Source organism: Treponema sp. UBA753 (genome assembly GCF_002297325.1).
Lineage (GTDB): Bacteria > Spirochaetota > Spirochaetia > Treponematales > Treponemataceae > Treponema_D.
Window position 1 is genome coordinate 1 of the sequence record NZ_DBKJ01000076.1, and the last position, 24,717, is coordinate 24,717.

Annotated in this window: 18 protein-coding genes, 1 tRNA gene and 1 other RNA gene; 7 read left to right on the forward strand and 13 right to left on the reverse strand. The window is 36.7% G+C overall.

The window, feature by feature from the left end; all coding sequences use genetic code 11:
• Nucleotides 1-87 precede the first annotated feature (87 nt).
• The 5 genes from B4C08_RS06405 to B4C08_RS06425 are packed head-to-tail and all read left to right on the forward strand — an operon-like array spanning nucleotide 88 to nucleotide 6,226.
• Nucleotides 88-1,014: a ribonuclease Z gene (locus tag B4C08_RS06405; RefSeq protein ID WP_296664065.1), complete on the forward strand. Its 927-nt coding sequence runs from the start codon at nucleotides 88-90 to the stop codon at nucleotides 1,012-1,014.
• Nucleotides 1,004-1,723 (forward strand): ABC transporter ATP-binding protein, encoded by a 720-nt coding sequence (locus tag B4C08_RS06410; RefSeq protein WP_296664066.1) that lies wholly within the window; start codon nucleotides 1,004-1,006, stop codon nucleotides 1,721-1,723. The genes B4C08_RS06405 and B4C08_RS06410 overlap by 11 nt, the downstream gene beginning before the upstream one ends.
• Nucleotides 1,720-3,951, forward strand: coding sequence for a GldG family protein (locus tag B4C08_RS06415; RefSeq protein ID WP_296664067.1), 2,232 nt, complete (start codon nucleotides 1,720-1,722; stop codon nucleotides 3,949-3,951). Before B4C08_RS06410 ends, B4C08_RS06415 begins: the two co-directional genes overlap by 4 nt.
• Nucleotides 3,948-4,796 carry a hypothetical protein gene (locus tag B4C08_RS06420; RefSeq protein ID WP_296664068.1) on the forward strand — a complete coding sequence of 283 codons (849 nt, stop codon included), beginning with the start codon at nucleotides 3,948-3,950 and terminating at the stop codon, nucleotides 4,794-4,796. Before B4C08_RS06415 ends, B4C08_RS06420 begins: the two co-directional genes overlap by 4 nt.
• Nucleotides 4,793-6,226, forward strand: coding sequence for a bifunctional folylpolyglutamate synthase/dihydrofolate synthase (locus B4C08_RS06425; protein ID WP_296664069.1), 1,434 nt, complete (start codon nucleotides 4,793-4,795; stop codon nucleotides 6,224-6,226). The genes B4C08_RS06420 and B4C08_RS06425 overlap by 4 nt, the downstream gene beginning before the upstream one ends.
• Here the strand turns inward: B4C08_RS06425 and alr are convergent.
• A complete protein-coding gene (gene alr / locus B4C08_RS06430) occupies nucleotides 6,220-7,371 on the reverse strand; it encodes an alanine racemase (protein ID WP_296664070.1) in 1,152 nt (383 codons plus the stop codon). The genes B4C08_RS06425 and alr overlap by 7 nt on opposite strands.
• Nucleotides 7,372-7,694: 323 nt before the next feature.
• On the opposite strand from alr, the gene B4C08_RS06435 reads away from it, so the two are divergent.
• The gene (locus tag B4C08_RS06435) at nucleotides 7,695-8,414 is read left to right on the forward strand and encodes an HAD family hydrolase (protein WP_296664071.1); all 720 of its coding nucleotides are present in this window, start codon (nucleotides 7,695-7,697) and stop codon (nucleotides 8,412-8,414) included.
• Between the two features lie 4 nt (nucleotides 8,415-8,418).
• Here B4C08_RS06435 and B4C08_RS06440 read toward each other — a convergent pair.
• The 3 genes from B4C08_RS06440 to B4C08_RS06450 form a co-directional block, all read right to left on the reverse strand.
• A tRNA-Leu gene (locus B4C08_RS06440) sits at nucleotides 8,419-8,502 on the reverse strand.
• A 77-nt stretch (nucleotides 8,503-8,579) separates the two neighbouring features.
• A complete protein-coding gene (locus B4C08_RS06445) occupies nucleotides 8,580-8,969 on the reverse strand; it encodes a zinc ribbon domain-containing protein (protein WP_296664072.1) in 390 nt (129 codons plus the stop codon).
• Nucleotides 8,969-9,946, reverse strand: coding sequence for a hypothetical protein (locus tag B4C08_RS06450; RefSeq protein WP_296664073.1), 978 nt, complete (start codon nucleotides 9,944-9,946; stop codon nucleotides 8,969-8,971). The genes B4C08_RS06445 and B4C08_RS06450 overlap by 1 nt, the downstream gene beginning before the upstream one ends.
• Before the next feature lie 109 nt (nucleotides 9,947-10,055).
• Here B4C08_RS06450 and mfd point away from each other — a divergent pair, with 109 nt between their 5' ends.
• On the forward strand, nucleotides 10,056-13,796 hold the full coding sequence (gene mfd, locus B4C08_RS06455) for a transcription-repair coupling factor (protein ID WP_296664074.1): 3,741 nt from the start codon (nucleotides 10,056-10,058) through the stop codon (nucleotides 13,794-13,796).
• A gap of 118 nt (nucleotides 13,797-13,914) precedes the next feature.
• Here the strand turns inward: mfd and B4C08_RS06460 are convergent, their stop codons facing one another.
• The 9 genes from B4C08_RS06460 to B4C08_RS06500 all read right to left on the reverse strand — a co-directional run bounded on the left by B4C08_RS06460 (nucleotide 13,915) and on the right by B4C08_RS06500 (nucleotide 24,679).
• Entirely contained in the window at nucleotides 13,915-16,638 is a 2,724-nt protein-coding gene (locus tag B4C08_RS06460) for a TIGR03960 family B12-binding radical SAM protein (RefSeq protein ID WP_296664075.1), read from the reverse strand.
• Nucleotides 16,635-17,954, reverse strand: a complete 1,320-nt coding sequence (rodA, locus tag B4C08_RS06465) for a rod shape-determining protein RodA (protein WP_296664076.1) — start codon at nucleotides 17,952-17,954, stop codon at nucleotides 16,635-16,637. Before rodA ends, B4C08_RS06460 begins: the two co-directional genes overlap by 4 nt.
• Nucleotides 17,951-19,864 (reverse strand): penicillin-binding protein 2, encoded by a 1,914-nt coding sequence (gene mrdA / locus B4C08_RS06470; protein WP_296664077.1) that lies wholly within the window; start codon nucleotides 19,862-19,864, stop codon nucleotides 17,951-17,953. The genes rodA and mrdA overlap by 4 nt, the downstream gene beginning before the upstream one ends.
• On the reverse strand, nucleotides 19,861-20,373 hold the full coding sequence (mreD, locus tag B4C08_RS06475; RefSeq protein WP_296664078.1) for a rod shape-determining protein MreD: 513 nt from the start codon (nucleotides 20,371-20,373) through the stop codon (nucleotides 19,861-19,863). Before mreD ends, mrdA begins: the two co-directional genes overlap by 4 nt.
• Before the next feature lie 23 nt (nucleotides 20,374-20,396).
• Nucleotides 20,397-21,275 carry a rod shape-determining protein MreC gene (gene mreC, locus B4C08_RS06480; protein WP_296664079.1) on the reverse strand — a complete coding sequence of 293 codons (879 nt, stop codon included), beginning with the start codon at nucleotides 21,273-21,275 and terminating at the stop codon, nucleotides 20,397-20,399.
• A gap of 20 nt (nucleotides 21,276-21,295) precedes the next feature.
• Nucleotides 21,296-22,348, reverse strand: coding sequence for a rod shape-determining protein (locus tag B4C08_RS06485; RefSeq protein WP_294016051.1), 1,053 nt, complete (start codon nucleotides 22,346-22,348; stop codon nucleotides 21,296-21,298).
• A gap of 37 nt (nucleotides 22,349-22,385) precedes the next feature.
• Nucleotides 22,386-23,348 carry a tetratricopeptide repeat protein gene (locus B4C08_RS06490; RefSeq protein WP_296664080.1) on the reverse strand — a complete coding sequence of 321 codons (963 nt, stop codon included), beginning with the start codon at nucleotides 23,346-23,348 and terminating at the stop codon, nucleotides 22,386-22,388.
• A 69-nt stretch (nucleotides 23,349-23,417) separates the two neighbouring features.
• An RNA gene (gene rnpB, locus B4C08_RS06495) (RNase P RNA component class A) lies at nucleotides 23,418-23,811 on the reverse strand.
• 4 nt (nucleotides 23,812-23,815) lie between these two features.
• Entirely contained in the window at nucleotides 23,816-24,679 is an 864-nt protein-coding gene (locus B4C08_RS06500; protein WP_296664081.1) for a zinc ribbon domain-containing protein, read from the reverse strand.
• Nucleotides 24,680-24,717: the final 38 nt, after the last annotated feature.

The following is a 24,717-nucleotide window of genomic DNA, read 5'->3' on the forward strand; positions in this document are numbered from 1 at the left end:
GATTAACAAAAACTATTGACAGGTTACATAAGGAATTTTAAATACGCTAGATTGAAGAAAGTCTTTTTTTTGTATAAAATCGTTTTCATGAATATGGAAGCTTTTATTTTGGGCTGCGGAGGAATGATGCCGTTGCCATATCGCCACCTTACATCAGTTTTGCTTCGGCGCGACGGAGACTTGTTTTTATTTGACGGCGGAGAAGGCACGCAGGTTTCTTTAAGGCGGCTTAATTTAAAATGGAAAAAAATCAATGCGATTTTTGTTTCTCATACGCATGCAGACCACGTTACAGGGCTTCCCGGAATTCTTATGCTTTCTTCTCAAGTTGACAGAACCGAGCCTCTTTATATTTTTGGTCCACCGAAAATCGCAGAATATATAGAAACAAGCCGCAAAGTTTTGGATATGTACATAAATTATCCTATTGTTGTTAAAGAAATAACAGAGCCGGGCGTAGTTTATGAAGGCGACGGATTTTATATAAGGTCCTTTCCTCTTGAGCATACAAAAACTTGTGTAGGATATACATTGGAAGAACTTGACCGTCCAGGAGAATTCAATCCGGAAGAAGCAGAACGTTTGAAAATTCCAAAAGGCCCTTTGTGGGGAAAACTTCAGCGCGGCGAAAGCGTTGTGAATGAAGACGGAATTGAAATAAAGCCTGAGCAAGTTGTTGGAAAAAACAGAAGCGGACGTAAATTTAGTTTTGTAACAGATACAATGTATCTTCCGTCGATTGCAAAAGAAGTGAAGGGCAGCGACCTTTTGATTTGCGAGGGGATGTTTGCAGACGGATGTGAAGATCAGGCAAAAGAAAAAAAACACATGACATCCCGTCAAGCAGCCACAATTGCAAGAGATGCCAATGCGCTAAGAATGGGACTCATTCACTACAGTCCGCGTTACAACGACAAAGAGCTTAATGTTCTTTTAGAGCAGGCGCAAGAAATTTATCCAGAAGCACGCCTTACAAAAGACAGAATGAGAATAGAGATTCCTTATGTCGAATGAAGTTGAACTGATTTCTTTCTGCAAAAATTACGGAAAATTTTCAGCCTGCAAAAATATAAATTTCTATGCAGAAAAAAATTCTATCACTGGAATTCTTGGACCGAATGGAGCCGGAAAAACTTCTGTTTTAAAAGCAATATGCGGACTTCATTACCAAAGCAGCGGAACTGTAAGAATTTGCGGAACTGAAGAAACTGATGAATTTAAAAAGGCAACGGCTTTTGTTCCAGAAATTCCAGAACTTGATTCAAGCCTTACAGTAAAAGAAATTCTTTTTTTTGAAGCTGAAATTTCAGGACAGAAAAAAAACGAAGCTGATTTAACTGTAAAAAAGACAGCTGCAATTTGTGGACTAGAAGAAGTTTTCAATAAGAAAATTTCAAAGCTTTCAAAAGGATTTAAACAAAGAACGAGCCTCGCAAAAGCAATCTGTAAACTTCCAAAGATCCTTGTTCTTGATGAATTTTCAGCAGGATTAGATCCAGCGCAAATTGCTTCGTTCAGAAAAAAGCTAAAAAATCTTTCAAGCTCAATGACAATTATTTTTTCAACGCACCATATTGAAGAAGCAGTTTCTATGTGCAATAGAATTTACATAATTGCAAACGGAGAAGTCGCAGCTTGCGGAACTGAAAAAGAAATAGTAAAAAAATTTAACTGTAAAAATCTTGAAGAAGCGTTTATTCTCGCCACGGAAAAATCACAATGAAATATATTTTAAAAAGATATTTTTTTAATTTTGCAATAAATCCGTTCACATATATTTTAATTGCCGCATTCGGAATTTTCATAAGCCTTAGATTTTTTGTTGGGCAGCAGTTTTTTCTTGGAGCTGGTTCTACAGACTTGCATAGTTTTTTTTCAGCATTTCCGCCAGCCTGCATTTTATTTTTGCCAGGGCTAATTTCAATTTCTTCAAATGTAAAAAAAGATTTTCCTTTAAAATCAGTTTTTATATTTTTTCCAGAATTTTTTTCAGTTTTTTTTATTTGCTGCTTTGCAACATTGCTTTCTGTCTTAGTTCCAGTTTGCGTTTCTTTTTTTGGCGATATTGAAATTTCTCAAGTTTTCATTGGCTTTATAGGAATTTTATTTTACTTTGCCGCATCAGTTTCTTTTGTAATTTTTATTTTCAGCATAATAAAATCCGCTGGAGTTTCTTTTGTAGTTTCAGCATTTTTTCTTGCAATCATAAATTCAATTCACAACATTCCGCTTTATTTTAATCAGCCGGAATTCTTAAGCGCAATAATAAAATTCATTTCATTCGCCTGGAGATTTGATTCTTTTTCAAAAGGAATTTTCAGCATTTCTGATTTTCTTTTTTTTGCTTCATGCGCTGTATTTTTTTATGCACTTGCATTTTTTATTCAGGAACACAAAAAAGGGAACAAGTCTGTTTATTTAAAAAAATTAAAACGCGCATTTTTATTTTCATTTTTACTTTTTACAATTGTAAATGAAAACTTAAATTTTAAAATTGATTTTACTTCATCAAAAAATTTCAGCATAAGTAAATACAGCAAAAAAATCTTAAGCCAAGTTGAAGATCCTGTTTCAATTTCTTATTATTTAAGCCCCAAATTAAAAAGCCTTTATCCGCAAGTAAAAGATGTAACTGATTTTTTACAAAGCTATGCAGGGGAATCAAAAAAAGTTTCACTTGAAATTATAAATCCGGCAAAAGAAAACATTGCAAAAAAACTTTCAGAAGCAGGAATAAGAGGTTATCCGATTAGAACTTCTTCCGCAGATTCTGCAAGTATCACAAATGTTTATTCAGCTATAAAAATTGACTACCTTGGAAAAAGCGAAACAATTCCATTTGTGCTGAATATATCAAGGCTAGAATTTGATTTGACTAGAAAAATAAAATCTCTTGTTGAAGAAAAAGAAAATCCAGTTCAAGTCGTCTGTGCCTCATCTTTTGCAAACGGCTACAATCTTGCTTTTCAATATCTTGGGGCGGAAGGATTTTCAGTAATCCAAACATCGCTTCCTTCTGAAAAAAGCTCAAGCGTTGATATTTCGTTTGATGAACTTCCTAACATTCCTCTGATTATTTTCGGAAGCGACAAGTTCACAAAAAGCGATTGCAAAGTTCTTGAAAAATTTATTCTCAATGGCGGAAAAGTTTTTATTGCAAGCCAGCCTTATTCAATAGACTTTGAAGACAATTGGTCTGTAAAGCAAAATGAATCCAATCAGCTTTTTGAGCGGCTTATGTTCACTTTTGGAATTTATTTTAAACAGACTCTGACTTGCGACATTTCAAATTTAAGAATTACAATGACAAGCAATTCCGATGTCAATGGAAATAAAAAAGCATCTCAGACAGAATATATAAATTATCCACTTTGGATTTCCTTAAGGGCGCAGAAAAATGCAGTTTCCGGGCTTTCACTTTTTTGGCCTTGCGCATTCGATATTGACGATGAAGTTGCAGAAATTGAAAACTTAAAAACAGTTCCGATTCTTTTTACAAGCAGTCGCTCATGGCAAATTCCAAGAACAGAAAGTTTTATAACAAATCCTTTTGCAGTTCCAAAGACAGCTGAATCAGAGCAAGAATATTCATCTTTTTCAGTCTGCGCTTTCTCTGCAAAGGAAAATGAAAAATCCCCGTCTCTAATACTTTTTGCAGATCAATATGCTTTTTCAGATTCGCTGCTTTCATATAATTCAAATTCTATTTTAGATGTTGACTCAAGAAGCCTTGATTTTTTATGTAATGGAATTTTTATTTTAAATGGTGAGGATGAACTTTTAACCTTAAAAAATAAAACAACATTTAACACTTCAGTTTATAAAATCAGCAATGAAAATTTAAGAGAAGCTGCAATAAAAACACTTCTTATAACATGTTTTCTGCCAATATTTATAAACCTAACAATAGGTTTTGTTTTCTTTTCAAAGAGAAGGAGGTTCAACAAATGAAGCGCATTTCATCAAAAAAAGCTCTTCTTATATTTTACGGATTCGACATAATTCTTGTTCTAGTTCTGCTGCTTCTTTTTCTTCCGCTGTCAAGAAAAAATATTCCAGAAACTTCAAAACTGAAATTCATTAGCAATGCCAAAGAAATTTCTTTCATTGAAATTTATAACGCAAAGGAAAGAAAAAAAATTATAATATCACAGAAAGATAATATATGGCTTGGAACAGATGACGACTCAAACATGACGCTAAACTGGCCTTGCGACATTCAGACAATAAAAAATTTCTTAGCAGAAGCCGAAAAAGAAAACACTTTGTATAAAAAAGCTGAAAAAGTTTCGTCCTGGGCAAGCCTTGGCGTAGATGAAAAAAATTCATGCCGCATAACTTTTTTCAAAAATGGAAGTGAAAAAGTTTCAGAATTTTTCTTTGGAATAGAAGATTCTATCACTGAAAGAATTTCATTCAGAACATCAAAAGAACAGACAGTTTGGGAAACAAAAACTTCTGTCTCAAATTTTCTTTTTAAAGATGCCTCGTTCTGGGCTGATCCGTACATAGAGCCTTTATGCGTAGCTGATGAAAATGAAGCTTCCGCAAAGCTAAGAAGAGGGCAGCTTGTGTATCTTTCACCGTCAGAAAATATCAAGCCGGAAAAAGTTATTTCAAGAATATTCAGCAATACGAATAAAGCTGTTTATTCAATTTACAAAAAAGATGACTCTTACATTGTTATACCTTCATTTTCTTCTCTGAAAAAAAATGGAGAGGCAATAAAATCAATAAATTACAGATATTCAATAAGCCAATGGACTTATGAAAAATTCCTAGAGGCAAATAAATGAATGAAAAAAAATCTGCAATCGGTGTCTTTGAAAACTTTGCCGAAGAGTATTTGAACTTTGAAAAAACTCCAAAGAAAAATATTTTTTGGCTCGACACGATGGAATTTCTTTGCAAACGTCTTTACAACCCGCAAGATTGCTGTCCGAGCTTTCATGTCGCAGGAAGCAAAGGCAAAGGTTCAATTTCAAAAATGATTGCCTGTATTTTGGAAGAAGCCGGATATTACACAGGTTTGTATTCATCGCCACATATCTTGAATTTCAACGAAAGAATAGGTACAGCTTCTGGTCCCTTTCCTGAAAAAGTCTACGAAGAGTCTGTAAAACAGCTTATAGACAGCATAAATTCCATTAAGACCGAAGAGCTTCCCGGAAAAAGACCTGTCACTTGGTTTGAGCTTGCAACATTGCTTGGAATGTTGTGCTTTAAAAATGCCGGAACAAAATATGCAGTTTATGAAGTTGGAATCGGAGGAAAACTTGATGCAACAAATGTAATAACTCCAGCTTGCAGCTGCATAAGCCAAATTGAACTTGAACACACAGAATATCTTGGAAACACAGAAGAACTCATCGCCACAGAAAAAGGAGGAATTATAAAGCAAGGAATTCCCGTAATCGTTTCCGGGCAAAAAGAATCAGTAAAAAATGTTTTTAGAAAAATTGCAAAAGAAAAAAACGCTCCAATTCTTTTCACAGATGAACACTGTAAAATACCTAAAGTTGTATACAAAAATATACAGCAAAATTCAACAATCTCTCACGATGTACACTTTTTTAGACAAAATTCAATAAAAATGTGTTTTTCCTTGGATTCTGAAAAATTTTCACGCCCTTTAAATGTTTCTCTTTCGCTACTAGGAGAGTTCCAGGCAAAAAACGCAGCTGTTGCGTCACTGGCTGTAAAAACAATACTTCCAAATCTTGATGAAAGTACAATTGAAAAAGGACTTGAAAAAACCATTCTCCCAGGAAGATTTGAACCAGTCGATTTGGCAAATTCAAAGTTTCAGGATATTTCAAACTTAATATTAGACGGGGCGCACACTGTAAAAAGCATCGGCTTTACAATGGATACATTCTGTAACCTTTTTCCAAATGAAAAAAATGATTCGTACCTTCTTTTTGCTTGCGCGGCAGACAAAAATGCAGAGGAAATCGCAGAATTATTCAAAGGAAAATTCAGCCAAATAATTTTAACCGTGCCAGGAGGAACAAAAGAATCCGACTTTCCGCGGCTAAAGGCAGCTTTTGAAAAATCCGGCATAGAATATACTGCAATTCCTGATTACTTAAAAGCCATTCCGTACATACTTTCCAAGGCCGCAGAAGAAAAGGCTACTGTTCTAGTTACAGGCTCGTTCTATCTAGTTGCGGAAGTAAAAAAATATCTTTTAGCACAGAAAACAATTGTGCAGTTTTCTCACTGAACAAAGACACGAATGACACGTTTTGAGATTCCGCAGGTTATTTCGTATGAAATTGTACCTGTAAGACGCGCAATGTCATCGGCAGTTTGCAAAGCTCCATCCGAACTGTCCCCAAATAAAATGGCTTTATCCCATCGTTTTGCGTTACAGTCTGCACCCAAGTCTATCATACACTGATCCATGCAAATACGGCCGCAAATAGGATAGTTTTTTCCATCTACTGCAATTTTCACACCGCACTCAGAAAACCGCCTGAACCATCCGTCTGCATAGCCAACAGGAATAACTCCAACGTTGGTATCAGATTTGGCTTCCCATCTGCATCCATAACCTGCAAAGTTTCCTTTTTTAAATTGCCGAATCGAAGAAACACAGCTTTCTAAAGTCATAACAGGTTTTAGTTCCACACTTTTTCCTTTTGAAGCTAAATATTCTTTTGAAACTTCATCTGCATAATAGCCATAAACAATAATTCCTGGCCGAACCATGTCAAGATGCATTTCAGGAGAATCAAGTGTAGTGGCAGAATTCGCGCAGTGGCAAAGTCCGGGATTAATTCCAGCCTTTTTTATATTGCTGATTGCCTCAAGAAAATTTTCAAACTGAAACTTTGTATACGATTTTCCTTTTTCAGAAACACAGTCGCTAAGCGCAAAATGAGTCGCAGTTCCGCCCAAGACAAGATTTTTGCAGTTTTTTATTTTGAGCGCAATTTTTCCAGCTTCAGAAGGAAGACATCCAATTCTGCCCATTCCTGTATCAACTGCAAGATGAACCGCAAAATTTTCTATTCCAAGTTTATTGCAGGCAACAGAAAAAAGCTCTATATATTCTTCATCAAAAACAAAAGGCGTAATTCCAGCGGAAACAACTTCTTCAACTTCATCTGGAGTACAAAGACTTAACATAAGAATAGGCGAGGAAATTCCAGCATTTCTAAGCTCAACGCCTTCTTCACAAGTCGCAACAGAAAGATAATCTGCGCCAGCTTCAAGAGCAGCCTTTGCGCAAGGAACAGAACCATGTCCGTAGGCATCAGCTTTTACAGCAACGCACATTTTTGTTTCAGGCTTTAAGCATTTTTTTATTTCTATAATATTGTTTTTTAAATTATCCAAATGAATCAAAGCTCTTGTAGCACGCATAATCAAAAAGTCTAGTCAAATCACAAATTTTGTCAAGAGAAAGGAGAAATTAGAAATATTAATTCTAAAATATATGCAATACGCCGCAAGACAGACGGCTGCAAAGACAAATTATAGCAACTTCTCCTAAATTGCCTTTTAAATACTGCACTAAATGCCTCATTATTAGTACGCTAATAAACACCCATTTAGTGCAGTAATTGACTCCTTATTAGTGCGCTAATCAACATATTATTACTGTAGTAATTGAGCTTTTCAAACTTACCCAATTAAAACAATTTCTTTCTATAGAATATAAGCAAAAAAAATGATAACTTAAGTTTATGGTATTTTTTTTCGATTTGGACAGAACGTTAATGGATTTTGAATCTGCGGAAAATCTTGGAATAAAAGCAGTTTTTCAAAAATATAAAAATGAAATCTACATGGATTTTGATGAGTTTTGCATTCAATGGAAAAAATGGGCTCAGCATTTCTTTGACAAATATTCAGCAGGGGAACTTACATTTGACGAGCAGCGAAAGGGAAGAATTGTAAAAATATTCGAACTCAACGGAAACCCAATAAAATCAAAAAATGAACTTGATTCAAGATTCAGCCTTTATTGGTCAACTTATGAAAAGGAATACAATCTTTTTTCAGATGCGATTCCTGTATTAAAAAAACTTTCAGATTTAAATATTCAAATGGGAATTATAACAAACGGCGATTCTGAAAATCAGCGGTCAAAGCTAAAAAAAGCCGGCGTAACAGATTTTTTCAACCCGATTATAATTTCTTCAGAAGTTGGAATCAGCAAGCCGGACTTGAAAATTTTTCAAAAAGCAATGGAACTTGCAAATTCATCAGAAAGCGAAACTTGGTACATCGGAGATAGCACGGAGCATGACATAATTCCAGCCAGAAAACTTGGAATAAACACGTTGTATCTTAACAGAAAACGGCAAGGAAAACTAAAAATCGAGCAGAAAAATCCGCTATATGCAGAAGTAAAAGACTTCTATGAAATGATTGAAATAATAGAAAATGCAATAAAAGACTGAAAAATGCCCAGAACGAGACTTGAACTCGTACATCCTTACGGACTCTAGTACCTGAAACTAGCGTGTCTACCAATTCCACCACCTGGGCAAGATTTGAACAGTATATTTAAATATCAGTTTTTTGTCAAATATATTTAGCTGAATTCATAAAAAGAAAACAAAATTTCAGCTTTTGCATCTCATAAATAAAATCGCAAAAACTACAATCAAAGCTATAATGCTCGCCACAAAAAGCCATGCAGGAACATCATCAGAGAAAATTGAACTTTCATGGATTTTAAAAGCTTTTTTTATTTTTTTTCGTGATTTTCGTGAAAGTTGTTTTTTTTCTGAATCTTTTACGTTTTCAGAAGTTCCGTAGAGTTCTTCCTGGGTTACCGCATAATGGCAAGCCGGACAGCCTTTTAAGAAATTTCTTACAGTTCCTATGTGGCCGCAGTTCGGGCATCTTACCGCAGCAAAAAAACGCCCACATTTTGGACAAAATTTTGCATTCGGAGCGACTTCTGAACCGCAGCCTTCACAGAAATACTTGGCTCGTTTTGCTTCAGCCATTATTCAGTTCCCAAATTGTCTACTGTATAGTCGTAAATCTGCCAAATTCCATCGCGCTGGCGGACATAGTAAGTATAGCGTTTGCGCTCCATGAAGTTGTCATTTTTAAACCATTCAATTACTTTTACAGTGCCTTCAGTCTGCGAATATGAAGTTGTTTCAATTTTGAATTTAGACGGAATTGCCACAATATCATAGTCAATCCACTGAAGCATCAAGTCAGCTTTAAATGACCGAAGCATATCAGCTCGCTCATCTGCGCTCACAAGATTGTATTTTCTTCCGCGGGAAGGATCACGCTTGAGCATTTCCTCCAAATCCATATAAAGGAAGAACTGATCCCAAAGGCTTTTTTGGCGCGCAACAATTGTCTGCTCAACAACACGATCCGGACTTATGTCTTCAGGCTGAAGAACAACCGCAGTGTTTGTTTCAACAGGAAGTGCAGATGACGAGGCTGCGGACGGGCTAGGGCGGACTTCAAGGCTAAGTCGGTTTGAAGTCAAGCTGACATTTTTGTTTCTATAAAGTTCCGGATAAAATCTAAGCTCAACGTAATAAATAGAAGGATCTTTTATTTCAAGGTAGTCTTTTAGATTTTCACGGAAAGAATATTCTTCGCCCGGTTCAAGGGAAATTTCGCGGAAATACACAGTCTGATTTGTAGTGCGCTTTCTTATCAGTCCTTGAGTTGAAGGAAGCTGCGTCTTTTTTACATTGAAAGCAATAAAATCCACGGAAAACATTTTGTCATCAGCGATTTTAAATCTCAAAGTGGAAGAGCCTTTATTTGAAACTGTTATATAAACATAAACAGGATTATTTTCCGAGTCTCCCGGATAATAAACAGTTCTATCATAAAACTTTATTGAAACTTCCGCATTTTCAAGTTTCTGCTCTGATTTTTCTGGAACCTGCGCATAGGCAAAAAAACAGGAAATTGATATAACCATAAGCAAAAAGCGTTTAATGTTCACAAAAATACTCCCGAGGAAAACCTCTTTTTTTGATTTACAGGGCTTTGCAATTCCCTAAAATAAAGCTAAAATAAGCAGATTATTCTATATAATTAATTATCGGTCAATTATGAAAAATACATTATCAACAAAAAGTCAAAATCCACTGTTTAATCTTATTAATTCCTGCAATGAATTTCATTCGGCCGCAATAAAGTGCGCAGACGCAAAGCCAGAAGATTTTCCGCTGCAAATTTCAGGGCTAAAAGGAAGCCTTCCAGCTTTTTTTATCAGGCAGACCGAAGAAAGGTACAGACAGAACTGCATCCATGAAACTCAGTATGAAAATAAATTTTTCCAGTTCCAAAAAGATATTGTCATAGTTGTTCCGACTCAAAAAGAAGCTGACGAATGCGAAACAGATTTAAATACAGTTTTTGAAGATTCTGTAGAAATTTTTAAATTTCCTTGGTGGGGAACAATTCCATACAGACCTGCGGCAAAAGGCTCAGCTGTTTTTGGAGAAAGAGCAGGAATCCTTGCAAAACTTGCAGTAAAAAATCCATTTTCTGAAAAGCCAAGAGTTTTCATAATAACACAAAGAGCTTTTTTAACTCCAGTTCCGCCGATTTCATACACAAAAACATTGGTTACAGTTTTAAAGAAAGGACAGGAATTTGATCCAGAAAAACTGGCGGAAAAACTGGCGGAGCAGGGCTATCTTAGAGTTCCAAAAATCGGAATGAAAGGTGAGTTCGTTTTGCGCGGTGAAGTCCTCGAAATCTTTATGAGCGGAGAAAAACTCGCACACAGAATTGTATTCGATTTTGACACAATAAGCCAAATAAAACTTTTTGATCCAGAAACTCAGACTTCAAAGGAAAACATAGAGCATCTTGTAATTTATCCACAAAAGGAAATTATTTGGACAGAAGAACTTATTGAAAAACTAGAAAGTGAATGGAAAAAAGAGGATGAAGCCGGCATAAAAAATGATTTTGCCCTTTATGATAAATCAAAAAAACAATCAACAAACGAACGTTCGGCAGAAATAAGTAATAACAAAACTAACAATTCACAAACTAACGAACAGTCAGACTTTAATGAAAATAAAACAGAAATACAAACCAATGCTAACAATCGATTGTTAGACAAAAAAAATATACACCTTGCTCTTACAGATGCCGCAAAACAAGAAAAAGACAGAACACTCGCCGAACTTATCGAATTCAAAGAAACAGAAGGCGAAGAATTGTATTATTCGGTTCTATTTGACAAACTGTATTCAATTTTAGACTACTTAACAAATAATACAGATATTTATTTTTTCGACTGGGACAGACTTGTGAATGCAGAAAAAATGCTAGAAAATGAATATACGGTGGCATACAGGCTTGCGCGTCAAAATATTCCAGTGTTTCCCCCTGCAACCATGCAGCTTGATTTTTTCAATCTGGCAACAGAATGTAAAAAACTTGTTGCATTCAGAACTTTAGACACGCTAAGCAATTCTGAAGAAAATATTCAAGACAAATCCATTTCATTCAACACATCGCTAGAAATAAAATCACAAGCAGGGCAAAGCTATTTCGGAAACATAAATTACTTAAAAGAGCAGCTTTCATCATTTTTAAAAGAGAAATATAACATTTTCGTTTTTGCTGACAATGGAAACCAGGCTTTAAGAATAAAAGAAATTATAAAGGAATTTTGTGATTCTGGAGTTCAAGTTCTTCCGCAGGCTTTAATAGCCGGATTTATGATTCCAGACGAAAAACTTCTTGTCATTCAGGAAAATGAAATTTTCGGCCGCAAAAAAAATACGCCAAAGTCAATTAAAAAAGTAAATTCAAAGCCAATAGACACATTCGTGGATCTGACTCCAGGAGATTATATTGTCCATGTAAATTATGGAATCGGGCTTTTCAAAGGAATTGAGCGCGTAAAAGCAATGGGTACAGAACGCGACTATATAAAACTTGAATATGCCGATGAGGAAATTGCTTTTGTTCCTATCGAGCAAGTAAATATGGTTCAACGTTATATAGGAAGCGAAAACGAAAAACCAAGGCTCGACCGAATCGGCTCAAAAAGCTGGAGCGCAAGGAAAGCAAAAGTCCAGCAAAAAGTTGAAGAAATTGCAGAAAAACTTATAGATCTGTATTCAAAACGCCAAGCTTCACGCGGCTTTCCGTTTCCAAAGGATACAGAATGGAACGCAGCATTTGAGGCAGCCTTTCCTTATGAAGATACGCCCGACCAATTTTCTGCGACACAGGAAATAAAAGCGGACATGGAAAAACCAGTTCCGATGGACCGGCTTGTATGCGGAGATGTTGGCTACGGAAAAACAGAAATTGCAATGCGAGCAGCATTCAAGGCTGTAATGGGCGGAAAACAAGTCGCATTTCTTGCGCCGACAACAATTCTTGCAGAGCAGCATTTTGAAAACTGTCAGGAACGCTTCAGAAATTTTCCAGTTACAATCGCACAGCTTTCAAGATTTGTTTCTCCATCGGAACAAAAAAAGATAATTTCAAGACTTGCAAGCGGAGAAATAGACGTTCTCATAGGCACACACCGAATTCTTCAGAAAGATGTCATTTTTAAAAATCTTGGCCTTATGATAATTGATGAAGAGCAACGATTCGGCGTAAAAGACAAGGAAAAGCTAAAAACTCTAAAAACAAACATCGACTGCCTAGCAATGAGCGCAACTCCAATTCCACGCACGCTGCACATGAGTCTTTTAAAAATCCGTGATATGTCGCTCCTTACAACGCCGCCGCAAAACAGACAGCCAATCGAAACTGCAATCGAAGAATACAATGATGAAAAAGTCGCCCGGGCAATAAGAAACGAAGTTCAGCGTGGAGGTCAAGTTTTTTACCTTCACAATAGAGTTGAAACGCTTGAAGAAACAAGACTGAAACTTGAAAAACTTGTTCCCGAAATGCTAGTTGAAACTGCGCACGGAAAAATGACTAGCGAAGAACTTGATGACATTTTCAGAAGATTCAAGATGGGCGGATTTCATATTTTAGTGGCAACTACAATAATAGAAAATGGAATCGATATTCCAAACGTAAACACGATAATAATCGACCGTGCGGATATGTACGGAGTAAGCCAGCTTTATCAGTTGCGCGGACGTGTAGGGCGAAGCGACAGAAAAGCTTATGCATATCTTTTTTATCCGCAGAACAAAGCTTTAAGCGAAGTTGCAATGAAAAGGCTTCAAGTAATAAGCGATTTTACAGAATTAGGCTCTGGATTTAAAATTGCAATGAAAGACATGGAAATACGAGGCGCAGGAAATCTTCTTGGAAAAGACCAAAGCGGTGAAGTTTACGCAGTCGGATTTGAAATGTACTTAACGCTTTTAAATTCCGCAATAGAAAGACTTTCAAGCAGCAACTGGACAGCGCCAGAAGAAGTTCTTCTTGAACTGGAATACACGGGATTCATCCCAGATACCTACATAAAAGACGCACAGACAAAAATGGAGCTTTACAAAAAAATCGCATCCGTTCAAACTCAAGATTCATTAAATTCAGTTTGGGAAGAACTCTTTGACAGATTCGGTCCGATTCCAGATGAAGTAAGCAGCCTTTTAAGCCTTGCAAAAATCCGCATAATCTGCAACAAGCTATCAATAAGTTCTTTAAAAGAAAAAAAAGGAATTGTCCAAGTCGAATTCAGCAAAGTTTCAAAAGTAAACATTGACAAACTTCTAGGACTGATAAAAACAAGTTCTGGGCGCGTAAAACTAAACTCAGCCAAGCCAAACCAAATTATCTTGCAAACCGAAGCAATCGACTTAAAAAGTAAAAGTGAATTTATAAAGGAAAAACTCGAGCAACTGATTTAAATTCAGTTTTCTTCCGAAAAAGAAAAGTTTTGGGAATATACATTACTGACTATAATGCGCATTCTGTCTACTAAAATATATTATAACTCACTTATTTCTTATGTTTCTTTATATTTAGCTAAATTTTTCCTCTAAAATCAGGATGCAACTTTAAAAATTCTTCCTGCTCAATTTGCAGTTCTTTCCGCTTGTTTATAAGCTCAATATTTATTTTTGCAATTTGCGAATAAAGCTCCATATACGAAACCGGAGCTTGCTCAATTTTGCAGGAAGTTGACTTTACAAAATTCTTATTATTTTTTCTCCACATCTCTTCATCTTCCGCAGTCCAGCCGTTTATTTGATTTTTTGCAAACGTATGAAGTTTTTCTATGCAGACAATTTCATACCACTTTTTTTCATAAAAGGATTCAATTGCAATGCGGAAACTTTTATCACTGACTGGCAAAGTCGCTTGATACTCATTATTTCCAATACACTCAATTTTTGCGGCTGAATTTTTTTCAAGAAATTCTTTATATTGTGATGATTCAAAAAAAGTGCCTGCTGGAAAATAAAAACTGTATCTATAAATTCCGCCCCAAAGTCCCTGGCTCAGGGATTCACGTTTTCTCATATTCGTCACGGGAAAAATAAGAGCCTCTGTAATCTGCAAATTTGAAGGCAAAACTTTATTCATTTTCGAAACAAAGTCGGAACTTTCCATATTTTCATAAAGCAAACAGGATGCGGTTTCTTCAAAGGAAGGAATTCCCAAAGTCATTGCAGAAGCAAATTCCAAGCGCGGCAACGGATTAAAACCAGATGAAAACACGAAATTCAGCCCAGAACGTAAAACAGCCTTGTGAAAAATTTCAACTTGAGACAAATAAGCAGTAAATTCTCCGCCGTTTTTTCTTGTAAAATTGAAAATTACTCTATAAAGAACCGGAATATTACATTCAGGCATCTGCAAAGGAATATCAACTGTATTATTTTTTATACATTTTAAAGCTGATTCTATCTTTTGCTCTGTAAAAACCCCTATTTTTTCTTTTGTATTGCAAACACCGCATTTATGGTTACAGTCTGTACTGCACCTTTCAGTAAGCTTATGTTCAAGAGACTTTTTCCATTCATTTTTATAGAAACCTTGCGCAGGACCAAGGCTGACAGACTTCCAAGGCAATTCCTCTTCGTTCCAAGTATGAAAAATCCAGTTCTTGACATCAAAACCAGCTTCAGAAAAAGCCTCTTCCCACAAAGGAAAATCTTTGCGCAGATAATCATCCCAAGCATCAAATCGAACACCTTTTTTGTAAGCATTCAAGATAACTTTGCCCGCATTAAAATCGCCTCGGCTCAAAAGCCCTTCAAGAATAGTCGCATTGTAATTATGCCGTCCCATTTTGAATTTTCCACGTGGGAGACTTTTAAATATATATTCAATTTTCGCTTCTGCCACTTCTGGCTTTATCTGTTTTACACGCTCATAAGGAGTATGCGGTTTGGGAATAAAAACGCCGACATTTACATTGCACTGAATTTTTGTCTTTGCCTGAAGTTCAAGAAGAAAATCAACAATAGCTTTTTCTTCACTGCCTTCAGCTCCGGGAGCAGAATTTCTGTCTTCAAAATAATCGCCAAGAGGAAGGCCTATCATAAAATAAAATTTTGCGCTTGACCATCCACGGCTCTTTGCTTCTTTTATAATTTCTTCAAGATGACTTGCATAAACTTCCTTATTAAGGCTTAGCTGCCACATTTCCTCTGGAGTTTCAACAGCAAATGTAAGACCGCTTTTTCTGATTTTCGAAAGCTTTTCAAGAATATCAAGTGAAAACGCATTCACTTTTAAGGATGGAAGCTGAAACGAAACATTAAAGCCTTTGTAGCGTTCATTTAAAATATCAAGAAGACTTGAAACTTCAGGAAAATCCGCGCTGCTTAATGAATTAAGGCTGACTTCTCTGTAGCCTGCGTCAAAAACAAGATGGTCAATTTCTTCAATTATTAAGTTTTTGTTTTTTACACGCATAGGCCGATAATAAATTCCAGCATGGCAAAAACGACATCCGTTTGGACATCCGCGCATAATTTCAACAACGCCATGATCCTGCACAGGCTTGCTGGATGGAAGCGGAAACCATCCGGGCACAGATGGAACAAGCCCAAAATCAGACTGCACTACTCTTCTTGCAACTTTTTTTTCAAGATGCTTTTTTTTAGTCCAAATAAAATTTTTTGATTCTATAAATTCAATCAGTTCTTTTCTTGACGCGCCGTTTTTTTTCAGTTTGGACAAATCTTCAACTAAGTTAAAAAGCGCAGGCTCGGCTTCGCCTATAAAAAACGCATCAAAAAAATCGCTGAAAGGAGCTGGATTTGTAACACCACAGCCGCCAGCAATAACGATTGGCTCATCTTCATTTCTTTCGCTTGCAAGAAGATGAACTTTTCCGGAATCAAGCATTGCCAAAACTTCCGTTATTCCAAGCTCGTATCCAATTGAAAAGCCAATCATATCTGTTTTAAACAACGGAATTCCAGTTTCAATTGTGTAAAGCGGTACATTGCTTTCTTTTAAAAGATTTTCAAAATCAACATCAGGAGCAAAAACACGCTCGCATCTTACATCTGGAAGAAGATTCAGTCCATTATAAATAATTTTTACTGCAAGATTTGACATTGCAATTTCGTACAAATCAGGAAATGCAACTGCAAAATTAAAATATTCATCTGACCCGGAATGTGGCTTAACAGTGATTCCAAATTCTCCGCCAACATAACGCGATGGCGACTGAACAGTATTCAGCTTAGAACCAAAAATTTTCAGAGGATCAATTAAATCAGAAGTTTTCATAAAGTCGTTTTAAAATCAAGACGGCGGCTGTTAATGCTCATCAAAAGACCGATAGCAAGCATATTTGTAAGAAGAGCTGAACCGCCATAAGAAAGGAACGGAAGAGGAATTCCCGTGATTGGCATTATTCCCATAACCATTCCAACATTTACAATAAAATGAAAAAAGAACATACCAAGAATTCCTGAAGCAATGTAACAGCTATAGGAATTATTAGTCTGCCTTATTATGTGCGTAATTCGAAGCAAGATTGCAAAAAATGCGCAGAATAAAATAATTCCGCCTGAAAATCCCATTTCCTCTGAAAAAATGCTGAATATAAAGTCAGTACTTTGCTGAGGGAGAAAACGCAAATGGCTTTGAGATCCCTGCATAAATCCGCGGCCAAAAAGAGTTCCGGCGCCTATTGCGGTTTTGGACTGAATTATATTCCAGCCGGCTCCACGAGGGTCGCTGTTTGGATCTATAAAAACTATAAGCCTTGCAATTTGATAAGGTTTCAAAACTTTTCCGCAAGCCCAAGAACCAGCAATTGAACATGAAAAAATTCCAAAGAAATACGTAATCCAGTAATAGTATTTTTTCTTAAAAAACATATTTCCCAAAATTCCAATTATACAGATTCCAAGAGAAGCTGAAAAAACAAGAATTCTAAGTTTTATATTTGAAAGAACATGAATAACAGGAACAGATTTCCGTAAAATTTCAGTTTCCCAAATTGGAAGAACCGCAAAAACAATGGTAAACATTCCTGTCAGAAAAACAATCATAAGATAGCGGACAGGAACATCAGCCATGAAGCACATAAAAAGAAAGATAGGAAGAAAAACACTTGCAGTTCCCAAGTCAGGCTGAAGAAGTATAAGTCCCATTGGAACCATCATAATGCAAATTGCAAGCGCAAAACGCTTCATCGGCTTTTCTGCAGACGACTTGTCAAGGAAACGCGCTAAAAAAAGTATAAATGCAATCTTCATAAGCTCGGAAGGCTGAATTCCCAAATCCCCAATTCCAAGCCAGCTTCTAGCTCCATTTACATATCTTCCAAAAAATCTTGTATATACAAGAATTGCCGCTATAAAAATAAAAAAGTAATGGGAATATCGTTCCAGTCTTCTGTAATCCAGCAAAGCCATTATGGTCATTACAGAAAATCCAATGCAAAACCAGATAATCTGCTTTATATATTCATTGGAAACAAGAACGCCTTCAGAATTTATTCCAGAAGAATATATAAACGCAATGCCGACAGTTATTAAAAACAGAACACACAAAAGAAGAATATAGTCAATTGAACTAAAAAATCTGATTTTCATTCGCGTCTTCCTCCGGCTGCTCTTTGCCTGTTCAGTAAATAGCGGAATTTCAAAGCATCCACAGATTCTTCAAAAGTCTGATTATTGAAAATTCCCTGGATAATTATATTTGTAGCATAAGGCGCCCACCATTCCCAAGTGTTTACAGCTTCAACTAAAACTGCGACAACGACTTGCTCTTCAGGCGGAGCATCAAAAGGCGCATAGGCAACCATCCAAGAATGCCAGTGATTTTTTCCAACACCATTAACTTCCGCAGTTCCAGTTTTTCCCGCAATCTGAACAGAAGTATTGTGCATAGGATAAACCGCTGTTCCATCTGTAATTGTGTACCTCAAATTCCTTTGAATTTCTTTCCAGATTTCAGGAGCTACAGTTGACTCACGCATTACTTCTGGGTTTATTTCTTGAACTGAATCATTTGAAGAATCACGAATTTCTTTGAGCAGATGCGGCCTATAAATTTTTCCACTGTTGCAAACCATCGCCATCATATTCGCAACATGAAGAGGCGTTGCAAGAGTATAGCCCTGCCCGATTGACATATTCATTGTATCGCCACCAAGCCATTTTTCATGGTAACGGCGTTCTTTCCATTGCGGCGTAGGAACAAAACCATTGCTTTGAGCAGGCAAATCAATTCCAAGGCTCTGACCGAATCCAAATTCCTTGGAATAACTTGCAATTCGCTCTACTCCAAGATGATCAGTTCCTATGACCCAGAAATAAACATCACAACTCTGGGCAAGCGCATTTTTTAAATCAAGCCAGCCATGACCAGGAAGCCCGATATGGCAACGGAAAACACGGTCTCCATAAGTAATTCTTCCTGGACATTCTATCTTCTTTTCCGCAGGAAAAACTTTTTCCGAAAGAACCGCAGTGCTCATAATAATTTTAAAAGTTGAAGCCGGAGGATACTCTGCATTTACAACTCTATTCAGCATTGGCTTATTTTTGTCCGCAGCAAGTTTTGCATATTGGACAGAAGCGTCATCTTTTGAAAATATATTGGCATCAAAATACGGATATGAAACCATGGCAAGAATTTCCCCGGAAGCAGGCTTTAAAACAACCGCAGCCCCTACCCGCTCTCCAAGGGCTTTTTCTGCCAAAGTCTGAATTTCACTGTCAATTGTAAGAACAAGATTTTTTCCACTTACAGGCGGAACTACAACAGGATCTTCATTCAAGATTCTCCCGTGAACATCAACTGTGCGGCTTATGCTTCCTTCTTTTCCCTGAAGCAAACTGTCATACTGCCTTTCAATTCCAGTTTTTCCAACGATTGAATTTGAAGTGTAGCCTTTATTGTACATCAGCTTAAGTTCTTCATTTGTAATATCGCCTACGTATCCCAAGACATGGCTCATAGAACCAGTTTCAGCATAATAGCGGACAGGCTTGTTTCTCCAGGAAACTCCAGGCAAATCAGTCAGATTTTCGGCAATATTCGAAATAATTTCAAAGGGAACGTTCGTCTTTATTTCAATAGGCGAAAAGCTTCTTCTAAGCCGCTGCGGAATTTTTGCGTCAATATTCGATTTTGAAATTCCAAGAAATTTAGCAAGTTTCGTTGCAACAGTATCAAAATATCCCTGCGGAATTTCGCCTGGAATCAAATCAACAGCAAAAGAATCTGTATTAATAACCATCGGCAGTTTTGCTTTTCTGTCAAAAATTTCTCCACGCTGAGCCGCAATTGTTGTTATAGTTCTTGAAATTCGAACAGAGCGGGTTTGATACTGCGCACCTTCCAAAATCTGAAGACTAAAAAGTTTCAGCGCATAAACAGCAAAAAAAACAGAAATAATTCCAAGTAAAAATGAAACTTTATAATTTTTTTTAAGCGAGCCGCTTTTGTTTTTTGAATCTTCAAAAGCTGAATCAAAACGATTTTTTCCGCTCATTGAAAAATGTTCTCCGGTTTTAAAATAATGCTGTTTCTGAACAGCCTCAAAAATTTAAAAACAAAAGGACTTAGAAATCCATTCAATAAAATTTCAAATAAAAAACTGAAAGAAAAAATTTTATACGAAGCGACAATAAGAGGAAAAAAAACGGAAATGAGATAAATAAAAAGAACTTTCAATACCGTAGCACAAATTCCAAGAAAAAGCGGAACAAAAAATCCCTCTGTATTCAAGGACTTGTTGAAAATTCCGCCCAAATATCCAAGCACAGATCTAAGAAGGCAGTTCAGTCCAAGCGGACATGCGCTCAAAAAGTCCAAGAACAAGCCGGAAACAAAACCTGTAGTTTCACCGATTAACTTTCCGTTATTTATAGAAAAAAACAAAACGCAAATCAAAGACAAGTCTGGCAAAGCCGGAAGAAAAACAATATTCGAAAGAACTGCGGCTTCAAAAACAGAAACAAAAAGCAGAATGGCAGAACTTGAAAAAAAAGCTCGTAACATTTTTTCTCCAAACAATAAAAGCGCTAATTCTTTGCAAGCGGCGGCTTGTCATTTAAATTTTTTTGGTCAACAACAAGCACGTTTTCCAGACGCAAAAAATCTATAACAGGCTCAAGCTCAATGCTAAGCGATGAATCGTAATCAAGAATTTTGATTTTAGAAATACGGCCAATAGGAATATCTTTGACATAGTTTCCATTTTCTCCGCTAGTAACGACAATATCGCCATGATTCAAGCTGTCAAAAACTCTTTTCCGTATATACTGAAGATTTAACGGACTTCCATATGAACCATTTCCTGAAACAATTCCAATATCTCGAGTATTTTGAACCCGCGCGGAAATATTGCATTTTGTGTCGTAAACAGGCATTACAAGACTTGTATCAATACCAGCTGTAACAACTTTGCCTACAACGCCGACATTTCCATTTTGAATCGCAATAACAGGAAAACCTTTTTTTATTCCGCTTCTAGCACCTTTGTTTATTGTAATTCCAGAATAAAGATTGTCTGGGTCACGTCCGATTATTTGTGCAGGAATATTTTTATATTCAATTTCAGAGGCAAACTGAAGCTGTTCACGCAGGCGTTCATTTTCTTTTCTGATTTCGACATTGTTGCGCTGCATGAATTCATAGTCTTTAAGTTTTTCTGAAAGCTCATTGTATTCTTTTTGAAGAACTGTAATATCTCTTATTGATGTAACAATTCCAGCTACAGCACTTATCGCAGAACTGCTTCCTTTTTGAATTAAAGAAACTACAGAAAAACCAACTTTATTAAAATTGACAACAAATCCGCCACCAGAAAAACCTAAAAGCACTCCGCTGAAAACAACAAGAAATGCCAAAAGAATTTCCGCAGTTTTTATGCGGATAGAAGCTTTAAATTTTCCCGCCATGAGCAAACAACCCGATGTTTTTAGTCATTCAAATTTTCATAAATTGAACGACGAGTAGACATATCCTTGAACAATTCAAATGCTTCGCCTGCGCCTTTTGCAACGCATTCAAGAGGCTTTTCTACGAGGAACACAGGAACACCAGTTTCTTTCTTTATCAAATCTTTCAAGCCTTTTAGCATTGAGCCGCCGCCAGACATAACAATTCCACGCTCAACAATATCAGCTGCAAGTTCAGGAGGAGTGCGTCCCAAAGTTTTCTTTATTTCTTCAATGATTTTTGAAACCGGCTCTTTCAAAGCTTCACGCACTTCTACAGAATCAACTTCAAGGCGGCGTGGAAGACCTGTAATCGCATCTCCTCCGCGGATTTCCATTTTCCGGATTTTATCATCATCGATATTTTTTTCGGCAATTGCATTTCCAATTTCAATCTTAAGACGCTCCGCAGTCTGCTGTCCAATAATCAGGTTATGAACAGAACGAATATGCTTTATAATCGCCTCATCAAAAGCATTTCCTCCGATTCTAATTGAACTTGTAACAACCATTCCGCCCAAAGAAATAACTGAAACTTCTGTAGTTCCACCGCCAATATCGCAAACCATGTGTCCGGCTGGCTCGTAAATCGGAATTTCAGCGCCAATTGCAGCGGCAAGACTTTCCTCAATCAACTTTACTTCTTTTGCACCAGCCTTCAAAGCGGCAGCCATTACCGCATCCTGCTGAACCTGAGTAATGCAAGAAGGAATTCCGATTTTCATTCTTATAGACTTAAAAAGATTGTGCCGCGGAATTACTTTTGAAATAAAATACTTAAGCATTTTTTCAGTCGAATCACTGTCTGAAATAACACCGTCCGCCAAAGGTCTTATAGCGACAATATTTCCAGGTGTCTTCCAAAGCATTCTTTTTGCCTCAACACCAACAGCTTCAATTCTTCCAGTTCCTTTTTCAACTGCCACAACTGAAGGCTCGTCAATAACAATTCCCTGCCCACGGACATAAATCAGTGTATTGCAAGTCCCCAAATCAATTCCTATATCAGTTGTAAAATTATCAAGAAAGCTCATTTTTCCTCCTCCAAGCTTTTCTGTAAAATTCAAATTTCTATAGACCTGACATTTTTTTCAGCGCGCCTTTATGGTTGAACTGAATTTTCAGGCATTTGCGCCATTCAGACCGAGCTTTTATATTATCGCCTTTTTTCTCATATAATACACCAAGTCCGTAATGCGCGTCAGCAGAATTTTGATTTTTTTCAAGAATTGAATTAAATTCTTTTTCCGCATCCGAAAAATTACCTTCACTTGTATATATCTGCCCAAGAAGAATATGGCTGTCGTCCAAAAGCTCTTCATTCTGGCTTGTTTCCATAACGCGGACAAGATACTGCTTTGCAACAGATTCCTGCCCACTATTGCAATACTGTTTCGCAATGTTGAACAAAAGCGTGTCAGTTTCACGCACAAGAAGCGCCTCTGTAAAAGCCGCAATGCTTTCATCAGTTTCACCAAGAGACGCATAGCTTAAACCAAGCAAAAGCGGAATATCAACTGATTTATATCCATTTGAAACCGCAAGCAAAAGATATTTTACAACCAAGTCAGCATAATAATGGTAAGCTGAAACTTTGTTCTTATAAAAATACGCTCGGCCAAGCATATATTGAATCTGCGGAAGCGTGTCTTTTTTACATCCATGCATTGCTTTTCTAAGGCTGAAAATCGATTTATCCAAAAGCTCTTGAGACTTTATATTGTCAGTCTCTGATTCAGCCAGCATAAATGAACTGTAGCCCAAAAAAGTAAGAGCAGCATTATGATAAGGATTTTCATCAAGAATTTTTGAAGCTGAACTATAAACAGATTTATAACCATCTTCCGTGTGAAGCGACCAGTTTTTGTACATCGAATCAACTGAATCAAGCTTAAAAAATTTGTTTCCGATAAATTTTATAAAAATAAAAGAAAGCAACGTTACAAAAACAATTGCAAAAGACGCGATTATAAACTTAATGACAAAGGTTTTCCTTTTATGATAGAATAAGTCTAAACCGTATCTAGCTTTCATTTTCCCCACCCGAAAAATGCAATAAACAAAATCAAATCCGCTTTCAGAAAAACTGAAGCAAACAAAAATAAAAAAAAGGATATGGTAAGCCGGGTTCTGGAACGTTTTATTAAAAAACGTGTTGACCATCTATCTGCAATGCCAGTTGCCCGGCATTTCCAGCAATCTACCCGCAGCATAAGGCCGGAAAACCAAACTGCTATATGATTTTGCTCCTAATGAGGTTTACTTATGCCGTTTCTGTTGCCAAAAACGCGGTAGGCTCTTACCCTGCCTTTTCACCCTTACCCATTACAGGCGGTAATTTTCTGTAGCACTTTCTGTCGGCAAAGAAACTTTACTGAAAACCAGCAGTTTTTCTTTTCCGCCCGGTTATTGCCCGGCATCTTTTCCGGAGGAGCCCGGACTTTACCTCACTAAAAAGAAATCATCATCTCTTTTAGCGCGATCAACATATCCTTATTTTTTTAATTTTCATAATCAAGGGATTTGATAGAAGAATCTGAATCTTCTGAATCATCGCCCTCAATATCAATAAGATCCTCATCATCAAGAAGATCTTCATCCATGTCATCAGCTGAAATGTCATCATGAATTGAAACATAGTTTTCATCCAAATCAGCGGCTTCTTCATAGAAAAGAATTCTGCTGCAATAAGGACAGAAAAGTATTTTTTCTCCATGGTGAACTTCATTTGCAAACTGCGCCGGCAAAATCATGTGGCAGCCATCGCAAACTTTTCCTTTTACAGCGACAATTCCTTTGCGGTTTCTTTTTATTATTCTCTGAAACTTCATAATTGTTTCAGAATCAATGCCTTCTGACCATTTTGCTTCTTCTGATTTTAAAGCCTCAAGTTTTTCATTGCAAGAAGCAATTTCCTTGTCAAGATTTTCCCGGGCCTCATTTACATCTTTTTCTGTTGAAGCAATCAAATCTTCTTCGCTCTTAAGCAAATCGTTAAGCTCAGCCATGCTTTTTTCTTCACGCTGAAGCTCTTTTCTTTTTGAATCTTCCAAAGCCTGCGCTTCTGAAATTTGCTTTTCAAGAATTTCATATTCACGGTGTGTGGAAATCGAATCCATTCCCTTTTCGCCTTCTTCACGCTTTCTTTGGGCTTCATCGAGTTCAACTCTTAAACGAGCGACAATATCTTTTTTTTCTTCGTAAAGCTTATTTTTTTCGATATATTCTCTTTTGAAACGGTCAAGGCTTTCCGTGCTGCCATCAAGAGTTTTCGGCAATTCCTCAACTTTTGCTTCAATTTCATATTTTTCAGCAAGCACGTCCTGCAAGTTTTTTAATCTTTCTAATTCTTCTGTCATTTGCATAGATGGCAACCTCTTGTAAATTCTATATATAGGTGCAG

Bases quoted from the DNA above. Each gene is read 5' to 3' on its own strand.
- mreC (WP_296664079.1), bottom strand. From the start codon at position 21,275: ATGGCGGGAAAATTTAAAGCTTCTATCCGCATAAAAACTGCGGAAATT.
- B4C08_RS06420 (WP_296664068.1), top strand. From the start codon at position 3,948: ATGAAGCGCATTTCATCAAAAAAAGCTCTTCTTATATTTTACGGATTC.
- mrdA (WP_296664077.1), bottom strand. From the start codon at position 19,864: ATGAGCGGAAAAAATCGTTTTGATTCAGCTTTTGAAGATTCAAAAAAC.
- mfd (WP_296664074.1), top strand. From the start codon at position 10,056: ATGAAAAATACATTATCAACAAAAAGTCAAAATCCACTGTTTAATCTT.
- B4C08_RS06415 (WP_296664067.1), top strand. From the start codon at position 1,720: ATGAAATATATTTTAAAAAGATATTTTTTTAATTTTGCAATAAATCCG.
- B4C08_RS06490 (WP_296664080.1), bottom strand. From the start codon at position 23,348: ATGAAAGCTAGATACGGTTTAGACTTATTCTATCATAAAAGGAAAACC.
- mreD (WP_296664078.1), bottom strand. From the start codon at position 20,373: ATGTTACGAGCTTTTTTTTCAAGTTCTGCCATTCTGCTTTTTGTTTCT.
- B4C08_RS06435 (WP_296664071.1), top strand. From the start codon at position 7,695: ATGGTATTTTTTTTCGATTTGGACAGAACGTTAATGGATTTTGAATCT.
- B4C08_RS06410 (WP_296664066.1), top strand. From the start codon at position 1,004: ATGTCGAATGAAGTTGAACTGATTTCTTTCTGCAAAAATTACGGAAAA.
- B4C08_RS06485 (WP_294016051.1), bottom strand. From the start codon at position 22,348: ATGAGCTTTCTTGATAATTTTACAACTGATATAGGAATTGATTTGGGG.
- B4C08_RS06500 (WP_296664081.1), bottom strand. From the start codon at position 24,679: ATGCAAATGACAGAAGAATTAGAAAGATTAAAAAACTTGCAGGACGTG.
- B4C08_RS06445 (WP_296664072.1), bottom strand. From the start codon at position 8,969: ATGGCTGAAGCAAAACGAGCCAAGTATTTCTGTGAAGGCTGCGGTTCA.
- B4C08_RS06405 (WP_296664065.1), top strand. From the start codon at position 88: ATGAATATGGAAGCTTTTATTTTGGGCTGCGGAGGAATGATGCCGTTG.
- B4C08_RS06460 (WP_296664075.1), bottom strand. From the start codon at position 16,638: ATGAAAACTTCTGATTTAATTGATCCTCTGAAAATTTTTGGTTCTAAG.
- alr (WP_296664070.1), bottom strand. From the start codon at position 7,371: ATGCGTGCTACAAGAGCTTTGATTCATTTGGATAATTTAAAAAACAAT.
- B4C08_RS06425 (WP_296664069.1), top strand. From the start codon at position 4,793: ATGAATGAAAAAAAATCTGCAATCGGTGTCTTTGAAAACTTTGCCGAA.
- rodA (WP_296664076.1), bottom strand. From the start codon at position 17,954: ATGAAAATCAGATTTTTTAGTTCAATTGACTATATTCTTCTTTTGTGT.